Origin of the sequence: Pseudonocardia kujensis (assembly GCF_021283305.1) — a bacterium.
In the GTDB taxonomy this organism is placed as follows: Bacteria; Actinomycetota; Actinomycetes; order Mycobacteriales; family Pseudonocardiaceae; genus Pseudonocardia; species Pseudonocardia kujensis.
Genome location: NZ_JAJSOK010000033.1, coordinates 64,432 through 74,796 on the forward strand (window position 1 = coordinate 64,432; position 10,365 = coordinate 74,796).

At 70.0% G+C, this 10,365-nt stretch carries 8 protein-coding genes and 1 pseudogene; 5 read left to right on the top strand and 4 right to left on the bottom strand.

Annotation, left to right across the window (positions count from 1 at the left end; all coding sequences use genetic code 11):
* Positions 1-231: 231 nt before the first annotated feature.
* Genes LWC35_RS22180 through LWC35_RS22195 form a run of 4 tightly spaced genes read right to left on the bottom strand, consistent with a single transcriptional unit; the run spans position 232 to position 5,209 of the window.
* Positions 232-1,200 carry a PrpF domain-containing protein gene (locus LWC35_RS22180; RefSeq protein WP_232872107.1) on the bottom strand — a complete coding sequence of 323 codons (969 nt, stop codon included), beginning with the start codon at positions 1,198-1,200 and terminating at the stop codon, positions 232-234.
* Positions 1,197-2,681 (bottom strand): FAD-dependent tricarballylate dehydrogenase TcuA, encoded by a 1,485-nt coding sequence (gene tcuA, locus LWC35_RS22185; protein ID WP_232872108.1) that lies wholly within the window; start codon positions 2,679-2,681, stop codon positions 1,197-1,199. Before tcuA ends, LWC35_RS22180 begins: the two co-directional genes overlap by 4 nt.
* Positions 2,678-4,438 (bottom strand): thiamine pyrophosphate-binding protein, encoded by a 1,761-nt coding sequence (locus LWC35_RS22190; protein ID WP_232872109.1) that lies wholly within the window; start codon positions 4,436-4,438, stop codon positions 2,678-2,680. The genes tcuA and LWC35_RS22190 overlap by 4 nt, the downstream gene beginning before the upstream one ends.
* Positions 4,439-4,462: 24 nt before the next feature.
* Complete coding sequence (locus LWC35_RS22195; RefSeq protein ID WP_232872110.1) at positions 4,463-5,209, bottom strand: SDR family NAD(P)-dependent oxidoreductase; 747 nt, start codon at positions 5,207-5,209, stop codon at positions 4,463-4,465.
* Between the two features lie 106 nt (positions 5,210-5,315).
* Here LWC35_RS22195 and LWC35_RS22200 point away from each other — a divergent pair, with 106 nt between their 5' ends.
* The 5 genes and pseudogenes from LWC35_RS22200 to LWC35_RS22220 all read left to right on the top strand — a co-directional run.
* Positions 5,316-5,954: an MBL fold metallo-hydrolase gene (locus LWC35_RS22200; protein ID WP_232872111.1), complete on the top strand. Its 639-nt coding sequence runs from the start codon at positions 5,316-5,318 to the stop codon at positions 5,952-5,954.
* Between the two features lie 50 nt (positions 5,955-6,004).
* On the top strand, positions 6,005-6,883 hold the full coding sequence (gene prpB / locus LWC35_RS22205; protein WP_232872112.1) for a methylisocitrate lyase: 879 nt from the start codon (positions 6,005-6,007) through the stop codon (positions 6,881-6,883).
* Entirely contained in the window at positions 6,874-7,902 is a 1,029-nt protein-coding gene (fgd, locus tag LWC35_RS22210) for a glucose-6-phosphate dehydrogenase (coenzyme-F420) (RefSeq protein WP_232872113.1), read from the top strand. The genes prpB and fgd overlap by 10 nt, the downstream gene beginning before the upstream one ends.
* 583 nt (positions 7,903-8,485) lie before the next feature.
* Positions 8,486-10,255 (top strand): glucose-6-phosphate isomerase, encoded by a 1,770-nt coding sequence (pgi, locus tag LWC35_RS22215; protein ID WP_232872114.1) that lies wholly within the window; start codon positions 8,486-8,488, stop codon positions 10,253-10,255.
* 14 nt (positions 10,256-10,269) lie between these two features.
* Positions 10,270-10,365: pseudogene (locus LWC35_RS22220) on the top strand (6-phosphogluconate dehydrogenase); the annotation flags it as partial.

Here is a 10,365-nt window from a genome sequence, read left to right on the forward strand (position 1 = left end):
GCATGGGGCGGAGAAGGACTTCACCCCCTTCTTCTTCGGCGAGACGTCACCGAGGACCCCGACGGACCATCGGCGGCATGGCCGTGTGGCCCGCCGCTCCATGGAAGGCAGGACCTCGCGGAGAACGCCGGGAACGCGCTCTTCGCGAGGCCTCGCAGGACCGCCGCCATCCGCACTGTCGTGCTGTGGGCGGCCATGACGAGATCGTGGACCGCGTGACGTTCTCGAGCCTCACGCCCACGTCCGACCGCGAAGCAGGATCCGCGCAGTGCGGTCGACCGAGGCGGAAAGCACCGTACGGCCGTCGGTGTCTGCACGGGCGTAGAGGGTCGTGGAGGGACCAGCCACCAGCAGCCCCTGGTCCGAGCCAAGTCCGTCGACGAGGGTGCCGGGGATCCTGGCAGCGGCGGCCAGCGCCAGCGCTGCGGTCACCGGGACCGTCGCGACCGGCTGGCTCATGGACACAGCCGTGATCCGCAGATCCGCGCCAGCCGGCTCGGGGTGTAGCAGGACCAGTCGCGGCACTGCCGCGGAAAGCCGTGCCGCGTCCGACGGGCTGTCGACGAGACCGAGCCGTACGCATGCGGCGGCCCGGACCCGCTCGAGGCGCCCCTGCGCCTGAGCTCGCGGTACCAGGAGATAAGGGTGAGCGACGTCGACGATCGTGCAGTCCACCGAATCCCCGTCCACGAAGAGCGTGTCGCACCCAGACCCCGTCGGCAGTGTCGCTCCGAGCACGGCTCCGCCGGGGTCGAGATACGTCGTGGTGAGATGGACCTCCTCGCCCGGCCGGTCCAGCACGCCTGGGTCGGTCACCTCGACCTCGATCACGCCACCGGTCGCGACGTTACGGAGTCGGGCGTCCGCTGTCCCGGCAGGCAACAGCCCGTCCGCGACAGCGAACGGCACGACGGCGGCCGTCATGTTCCCGCAGGTCCCGGACCAGTCGACGATGTCCCCGGCCGGATCGAGATTGCCCACCAGGTAGTCCAGACCGTCGTCGTCCCCGGGGCCGACGAGGACGATCTTGGCGGTGGTCGCGGTGCCCCCGCCCAGCCCGTCGGCGAGTGCACCGGAGCCGAGTACGACGGCCCGGGCGAATCGGTCACGCTGGGGGCCGGCGGGAGGTGCGGCGTCGAACCGGAGGACGGGGCCGCGGCTGGTCCCGCCACGGGCGAGAGTCAGCTCGACGGGCCTCATAGGCGGGAGACGAGTCGGGCGGCAGTGCGTCCCGCCGTCCGTCCGTGCACGGCGCCCCGGGTGAGCCCGCTACCGCTGGGCACGGTGAACGCGAAGAACCCACCGCCGATCTCACCCGCGGCGAGCAACCCCGGGATCGGCTGCCCGTCCGGTGCGAGCACCCGGGCCGAGGTGTCCACGGCGAGACCGCCGAAAGTGAACGTGATCCCGCAGGTCACGCGGTACGCCCGGAAGGGCGGGGTAGCCAGCGGGCGGGCCCAGTTCGACTTCGGGGGCTGCCCGTGCGGGGTTGCCACCAGGCCGTCCAACCGCGAAGGGTCGAAGCGGCCGCCGGGACAAGCAAGGTTGAAGTCCCGCACGGTGTCCGTCAGCCGAGGCAGGCCGAGCGCGCGCCCGAGACCCTCGATCGTGTCGGCCTCGACCGGCACCGCCGTGGCATAGCGGGGTTCGAGCAGTTCGGTGCCGGCGGCGTCGAAGACCTGGTAGGCCGAGGCGCCTGGTCTGCCGAGGATCTTGCGGCCGATCTCGGCGTAGGTGAACGGCATTTCGTCCTCGCCCTCGTCGAGGAATCGCACGCCGGTGCGGTCGACGGTGATGCCGTACGGGTAGGAGTAGCGGGCCGTCGAGTCGCCGACGTCGAGGTCCCCGACCGGGGGCGCGTCAGCGTCGATGGGCACGGCGTGGGCGCCGCTCCAGTGTCCTGCCGAGCCCGCGCCGTGCGCGATCGCGCGGTCCAGGAGCAGGCCGGTGTTCTGGCGGGAGCCGCGGACCTTGACGAGGTCCCAGCCCGCTCCGAGGTAGCGCAGCCGGGCCTCGGCGCTGGCCTCGAAGCCGCCGGAGGCGAGGATCGTGACCGGCGCGGTGATCGTCTCGTCCCGGTCCGCATGTCGGAGTACCACGCCGGTGATCGTCCGGCCGCTCGTCACGAGATCAACGACCGGGCTGCCGTAGACGATCCGCACGCCGAGTTGCTCGGCTCGGGCGAACAGCGACTCCACGAGCGCCAGGCCGTTGCCCTCCGCGATCAGCTCGCCGCCGGGCGAGAGTCGAACGGTCTGGCCCGCCTGCAGGGACTCCGGGAGCTTCGACATCGCCAGCGACCAGCGGACCCCGTGGTCGCGCATCCAGCTCACGACGTTCAGGGACTGCGCGGCGACGTCCGTCATCAGCGTCGGGTCCGCGAAACCCTGGGCGGGTCCGACGACCTCCTCGAGGAACCGCTCGACCGGGTACGGCTCGATCTCCATCCGGTCCCAGGGCAGGGCCTGGTCGTCCGGCACGAGGTCCTTCAGGTCCGCCGCGCCCGCGTGTGCCACCCGATACACGCCGCTCGCGAACCTGCTGTTGCCACCGCGTTCGGCCCGGTCCGAGGCCTCGACCAGCAGCACCTCGCACCCGGCCCCGCGGGCCGACAGGGCCGCGAGCAGCCCCGCGTTCCCCGCCCCGACCACGATGACGTCCACGGCATCCACCTCGCTCATCGCCCCGACCATGCCAGCTGCGGGGCGTTGTCGGCGAGCGGACTCAGCGTCCCGCCACCCGACGGCTGCACCGAGCTCATGTCCGACAGCACCGTGATCACGGCGGGACCGGCCAGGTTTGCCGCCCAGGCGAAGGCGGCGTCCAGGTCGGCGGGGTCGGCGACGGTGCGTCCAGGGATCCCGCAACCTTCGGCGACGCGGGTGAAGTCCAGGCGGTAGTCGGGGTTGTCCCCTGAGCCGTCGAAGTCCGCAAAGGCGTGCCGCCCGACTGCCGCGACCTGCGTGTTGTGCACGACACCGTACGACGCGTCGTCGATCACCACGGTCACGATCGGCAGCCGGTACTCGGCTACGGTCGGCAGCGCGGCCAGCGACATGGCCATTCCGCCGTCGCCCAGCCACGCGATCGTCGGCACGTCCGGACGGGCGATCGCGGCGCCGATGGCGCCTGCGAGGCCGATGCCCATCGAGGCGCCGCCCATGCTGCTGATGATCTGGTCATCCTCGCGGGCCTCGAGCTGCTGCACGACCCACTTGTGGTGCTTGCCGCAGTCGTTGACCATCGAGATCGCGCCGGGGAAGGCGCGGCGAAGTGCCTGCACGACCGCGCCGGTGCCGATCGCGCCGACCCCCCCGCCTGCCTGCGAGGCCGCGGCGACCGCGAGCCACTCGGCCCTGGCCCGGTCGAGGTGGGCGTACCAGCGGGAGCGGTCCGGAGAACCCGCGCCCTTGAGCGCCCCGTGGACGTCCTCCAGCGTCGACACCAGGTCGCCGATCAGCGCCTCCTCGATCGGGTAGGCGTTGGCCACCCCGGCCAGGTCGATGTCGGCGTGCACGATCCGTGGGTTCGCGGCGAACGTCGCGCCCGGTTGCCACGAGCTGGCTGTGGTCTCGGCCAATCGGGCGCCGAGTACCAGCACCAGGTCTGCGGACCGGACGGCCTCGTTGGCCGTGCCGGTGCCGACCCAGCCCGCAACGCCCACGGACAGCGGGTGGTTCTCCGGGAAGGCGCCTTTGCCGGCGGCGGTGGTCGCGACCGGGATGCCGCAGGTCTCGGCCAGGATCCGCAGGGCCGCCCGGGCCCGTCCGAGGTTCACGCCGTTGCCTGCCAGGATGACCGGCCGCTCGGCCTCCGCCAGGAGGCGCGCGGCGGCGTCGACGCTCTGTGCGTCCGGGCGGGGCTTGGCGTCTTTGACGAACCCGCGCAGGTTCGGCGGACCGGGCACGTCGACCACCTGGGACCAGATCTCTTGCGACACGTTGAGCGCCACCGGTCCCGGCCGCCCGGTCGTCGCCGTACGCAGGGCGGCCATAGCGTTCTGGGCGAGGTCGGCGGCGGTACGGGGCTGCCAGACCCGTTTCACCGCGGGTCGGATCAGTTGGGTCAGGTCGTCGTTCACCTGCCGGGAGAGTTCCTGGTAGCCGCCGCGTCCGATGCCGACCGACGCTGTGTTGCCGGTGACGAGCAGCATGCTCGAGTAGTCGGCGTAGGCGTTGGCGACTGCGGTGAGGCCGTTCAGCGCGCCAGGGAACGCGTGGGTGAACGGCGCCATCAGCCGGCCGCTGACCCGGTAATGCACGTCCGCGGCGAAGGTCGCGGTCGCCTCGTGTCGGACGAGCAGGCGAGTGAAGTCCTTCTCCCGGGCGCCGACACCGAGCGCGAAGTCGGTCACGGTGTGTCCGGGGATGCCGGCGACGACGGAGATCCCCGCATCCGCCAGGATCGACGTCAGGATCTCGGCTCCGGTCATCTTCATGGTTGATCTCCTCGAGGTTGGGGGTCAGCGGTCGCCGAAGACGGTGAACCCGCCGTCGAGGACGAGTTCGGTGCCGGTCGCGTACTCGGCGTCCAGCAAGTAGGCAACGGCGCGGGCCGCTTCTGCTGGCTCGGCGCCGCGGCCGAGTGGGATTTGGGCCATCCGCCGTTCGATCAGGCCTGCGGGTAGGTCGTTCCGCACCCGGTCCGTCATTGTTGTGCCCAGGGCGAGGGTGGTGACCCGGATCCCGAACGGGGCGAGCTCGACGGCGAGAGCCCGGGTCAGGGCGTGCACCGCGCCCTTCGCTGCAGCGTAGGCGGAGGTCCCGCCGACGCCACTGAGGGCGTGACCGGTCCCGAGGTTGACGACCGCTCCGCCGTCGCCCCGCGCTCGCAGCGACCCGACGAACGCCTGGGTCATCCGGTACACCGCCTCGACGTCGACCGCGAGCAGCCTGCGCAACAGTGCGGGAGAGGTCGCGAGGAACTCCTCGTACTCCACGATGCCGGCGTTGTTCACCAGAGCGTCCGCTCCGCCGAACCGCTCCTCCGCCACCGCGACGACCTTCTCGGCCGCGTCGGAATCGGTGAGGTCCGCGACGTGCGTGACGACCGGGCGTCCGGATCCCGTGACCCGGGCGGCGGTCTCCGCCAGGCCGGACTCCGCACGGTCGACCAGCAGCAGTCCGGCACAGCGAGGCGCCAGTTCGACCGCGATGTCCCGGCCCAACCCGCCGGCCGCACCAGTGATGATCGCAATACGTCCTGCCAAGAGTTCCACCCCTTCGTCGAACGCCGGCCGCCTTGACAGACCCTGCGGCGCGACTGAATATAAGCAACGCGATGCACCACATGCAACCATCGCGGAAGGGGTGAACGTGGACATCACACATTTCGGACATGCTTGTCTGCTGGTCGAGACCGACGGAGCGCGAGTGCTCCTGGACCCGGGGACGTTCTCGGAGGGCCACACCGAGCTGACCGACCTGGATGCGGTACTGATCACGCACAAGCACTTCGACCACTTCGACATCGCGGCCGTCGAGGCGATGCTCAAGGCGAGTCCGCAGGCTACGTTGGTCGTCGAGGGAACGACTGCCGCAGACGTCCCGGAGTCGCTACGCGTGCGCACCCAGGTCGTGCGTCCCGGCGACCGGTTCACGATAGGTGGGGCCGAGATCGACGTGGTCGGCGGCACCCACGCCCAGATTCACCCGGACGTCGACCGGATCCCGAACGTCGGTTTCTACTTCACCGGCAGCGGCTTCCTGCACCCGGGCGACGAATTCACCCCTCCCGCGGTAGACGTGGAACTGCTGGCCCTGCCGGTCTCCGGCCCGTGGCAAAGCCTTGGCGACGCCGTCGACTACCTCCGCGCCGTCCGCCCGACCCGCGCGTTCCCGATGCACGAGGCAGTGCTCTCCCGCCCGTCGATCTATTACACGTATCTCGAGAACCTCAAGCCCGCCGGGACCGAGTTCCGTGTGCTCGAACCGGGCACGGCGGCGAGCCTGTGACCCCGGAGGCCCGGCGCCGACATCTCCGGGAGGCCCTCAGTGGTAACCGGATGCTGCAACTGCCCGGCGCCTTCACTCCGCTCAGCGCGACGCTGATCGAGGAGAAGGGGTTCGACGGTGTCTACTCCTCCGGCGCCGTGATGGCAGCCGAGCTGGGGCTGCCGGACATCGGCCTGACCACGCTGACCGAGGTGTCGAATCGGGTTCGGGAGATCACCCGAGTGACGGAGCTGCCGGTGATCGTCGACGCGGACACCGGGTTCGGCGAGGTCGTCAACCTGGCCCGGACCGTGCAGACACTCGAGGATGCGGGCGTGGCCGGCCTGCACATCGAAGACCAGGTCAACCCCAAGCGCTGCGGCCATCTCGACGGCAAGGAGGTCGTGGACACCGCTACTGCGGTGCGCCGGATCAGAGCCGCGGTCACCGCCCGGAGTGACCCCGGCCTCCTCGTGATAGCCCGCACCGACCTGCGCGCTTGCGCCGGACTCCCGGCAACGATCGAGCGGGCGAAGGCACTGGTCGACGCGGGCGCCGACATGCTCTTTCCCGAGGCATTGGCCTCGCTCGACGAGTACGAGGCCTTCCGCCGCGCCGTCGACGTGCCGATCCTGGCCAACGTCACCGAGTTCGGGAAGAACGAGCTCTTCACTGCGACCCAGCTCGAGTCCGCGGGGGTTGATCTCGCGATCTACCCGGTGTCGCTGCTGCGACTGGCGATGGGCTCGGCCGAGCGGGCCCTCGCCGTCCTCCGCGCCGAGGGCACGCTCGCCGGGCTCCTTCCGGAGATGCTGACCAGGTCCCGTCTCTACGAGCTGCTCCGGTACGAGTCGTACAGCCGTTTTGACGCGTCCGTCCTCGGGTTCGCCCCGTCGGGTTCATCCGGATCCACGGATCGACAGACCTTCGAAGGACCGGCGTGGAACTGAAGATCGGGTACAAGGCCTCGGCGGAGCAGTTCGGCCCGCGGGACCTGGTGGAGTACGCCGTACGGGCCGAGGAACTGGGTCTGGACTCGGTTTGGGTGTCAGACCACTTCCTGCCGTGGCGGCACAAGGGCGGGCACGCGCCCTCGGCGCTGACGTGGATGGCAGCAGTGGGAGAACGTACGGAGCGGGTGCTGATCGGCACATCGGTCACCACGCCGACGTTCCGCTACCACCCGGCGATCATGGCGCAGACGTTCGCCACGATGGCGTTGCTGACCGGGGACCGGGTGGTCCTTGGCGCGGGCACTGGTGAGGCGCTCAACGAGGTCGCGGTGTCGGGCATGCAGTGGCCCGGGTTCAAGGAACGCTACGCGCGCCTGCGCGAGTCGGTCAGGCTCATGCGGGCGTTGTGGACCGAGGACGTGGTGGACTTCGAGGGCGAGTACTACACGCTGGTCAACGCCTCGATCTACGACCGCCCCGACAAGCCCGTGCCGGTCTACATCGCCGCGGGCGGCCCCCAGGTTGCCAGGTACGCCGGCCGGGTCGGAGACGGCATGATCTGCACGTCGGGCAAAGGGATGGAGCTCTACACCGACAAGCTGATGCCGGCGGTGACCGAGGGCGCGGAGCACGAGTCCCGAGACCCCGCAAACATCGACCGGACGATCGAGATCAAGATGTCCTACGACCGGGACCCGGACGTCGCGTCGGAGAACTGCAGGTTCTGGGCCCCGCTCTCGTTGACTCCGGAGCAGAAACACACGGTGTCCTCGGCAGTGGAGATGGAGCGCCTGGCCGACGAGCTGTCGATCGCGCAAGTGGCGAAGCGGTGGATCGTTGCCTCCGACCCGGACGAGGCAGTGGCGCAAGTCAAGCCCTATCTCGACGCCGGGCTCAACCACCTGGTGTTCCACGGCCCCGGCCCTGACCAGGAGCGGTACTTGACCCAGTTCTGCGAGGACATGCTGCCCGTGCTGCGAGGGCTGGCCGAGGACGTGCGCGGCGAGCACCGATAGGCGTCATGAGATGAGGTCCCTCGGTACCCCGGCAGCTTCTCGATCAAGCGTTGTGAGCCGACCTCCGCCGAGCGAAGTGGCGGCTGGAGCCGGAGAACGAGAGACCCTCAACCAAAGATGCCGGTAGCAGCCTCGGAGCGATGACCAAGATCTCGGCACCAAAGCCAGCAACCCGGCCATCAGGGCAGTGCCGGCCCGAGGAACCCGAGAAATCAGTGTGAACGCTCCGTTGACCTTCTCCACAGACCGGTACGCCTCGGTCGTCGACGTCTTCTCCGGAGGTTTGGCAAGCGCGCGCAGGCGAACAGCCGCCCGCAGTCGTCGATCATCTCGGTGGCGTCGTTCTTCGTCTGCCGGGTTGACACCGAGGTCGACGCGCGCCTCGCTTCCCTGAACAGCCGAGAACCGCCGAACAGCCGGCTCTGGTTGGGCGTACGCCCTGCTGGGCTGCCAGCTCGCGCCTTTGCTACCTACAGAAGAACGTCGCCGGCCAGAGAGGCAGGAACTCCAACCTTGATCGATGAGACGTTGCCAACGCAGGACAGCACAGAGATCCGCCAGGCCAATGAAGGGGCCATCGGACGTGGGTGAGCGCGGTCTCAACCCTCGAGACATCACCGCGACCGCGGAGTGGGCGGCCCTGACCGAGCACCACGCGGCCGTCGAGCCGGCGCACCTGCGCGAGCTGTTCGACGCCGACCCCGCCCGGGTGGAGGCGATGACCGTCCAGGGCGCCGACCTCGTCCTCGACTACTCCAAGCACCGGATCACCAGACAGACACTGCCCAAGCTGGTCGCGCTGGCCCAGGCCGCGGGCCTGCCCGAGCGGATCACCGCGATGTTCGCCGGCGCCCACATCAACACCAGCGAGGACCGGGCGGTGCTGCACACCGCGCTGCGGCTGCCCGCCGACGCCGCGCTGAACGACGCCGCGCTGAACGACGCCGCGCTGAACGTCGACGGTCAGGACGTCGTCGCCGACGTGCACGCCGTGCTCCGCCGGATGGGCGAGTTCAGCACCCGCGTCCGCGACGGCGAGTGGACCGGGGCCACCGGCGAGCGGATCCGCACCGTGGTCAACATCGGCATCGGCGGCTCGGACCTCGGCCCCGTGATGGCGTACGAGGCACTCAAGGACTACTCGGACCGGGGGATCGAGTGCCGGTTCGTCTCCAACATCGACCCGACCGACCTCGCCGAGACCACCCGCGACCTCGACCCGGCGACCACGCTGTTCATCGTCTCCTCCAAGACCTTCACCACGCTGGAGACGCTGACCAACGCCCGCAACGCCCGGACCTGGCTGGTCGACGGCCTGCCGGGAGACGTCCCCGCCGAGAAGGCGATCCCCCGGCACTTCGTGGCCGTGTCGACGAACGCGCAGAAGGTCCGCGAGTTCGGCATCGACGAGGCCAACATGTTCGGCTTCTGGGACTGGGTCGGCGGCCGCTACTCCGTCGACTCCGCGATCGGGCTCTCCCTCATGGTCGCGATCGGCCAGGAGGGCTTCGCCGAGTTCCTCGCCGGCATGCACGCCATCGACGAGCACTTCCGCACCGCCCCGCTGACCGAGAACCTCCCGGCGATCGCCGGGCTGCTCAACATCTGGTACACCGACTTCTTCGGCGCCCAGACCCACGCGGTGCTGCCCTACTCCCAATACCTGCACCGCCTGCCCGCCTACCTGCAACAGCTCACCATGGAGTCCAACGGCAAGTCCGTGCGCGCCGACGGCACCCCCGTGCTCGGCTACGACACCGGCGAGATCTTCTGGGGCGAGCCCGGCACCAACGGCCAGCACGCCTTCTACCAGCTGCTCCACCAGGGCACCCGGCTCGTGCCGGCGGACTTCATCGGCTTCGCCGAGCCCAACCACCACCTGCCCGGCGAGGGTGGGGCGGACATGCACGACCTGCTCATGTCCAACCTGTTCGCCCAGACCGCCGCGCTCGCCTTCGGCAAGACCAAACAGGAGATCGAGGCCGAGGGCACGCCGGCCGACGTCGTACCGCACAAGGTCATGCCGGGCAACCGGCCCACCTCCACGATCCTCGCCCCCAAGCTCACCCCGTCCACGCTGGGCCAGCTCATCGCCTTCTACGAACACCAGACCTTCGTCGAGGGCACGATCTGGGGCATCGACAGCTTCGACCAATGGGGCGTGGAGCTGGGCAAGGTGATGGCGCGCCAGTTCGGCCCCGCCCTCTACGGCGACGACCCGGACTACTCCGCACTCGACGCCTCCACCGCCGCGCTCATCCGCCGCCACCGCACCCTCCGCGGCCAACCGGCGAAGGAAGTTCCGGTGGATTCGATCTCGACAGGAGCGAGCTGGTCGTGCAACTCGGACTGATCGGCCTGGGCCGCATGGGCGGGAACATGCGGGACCGGGTGCGCGCGGCGGGCCATGAGGTCGTCGGGTACGACCCGCGGCCCGAGGTGACCGACGTGCCGTCGCTGGAG

Coding starts and splice junctions, on each gene's coding strand:
- LWC35_RS22180 (WP_232872107.1), bottom strand. CDS start 1,200: ATGAGGCCCGTCGAGCTGACTCTCGCCCGTGGCGGGACCAGCCGCGGC.
- tcuA (WP_232872108.1), bottom strand. CDS start 2,681: ATGAGCGAGGTGGATGCCGTGGACGTCATCGTGGTCGGGGCGGGGAAC.
- LWC35_RS22190 (WP_232872109.1), bottom strand. CDS start 4,438: ATGAAGATGACCGGAGCCGAGATCCTGACGTCGATCCTGGCGGATGCG.
- prpB (WP_232872112.1), top strand. CDS start 6,005: ATGCTGCAACTGCCCGGCGCCTTCACTCCGCTCAGCGCGACGCTGATC.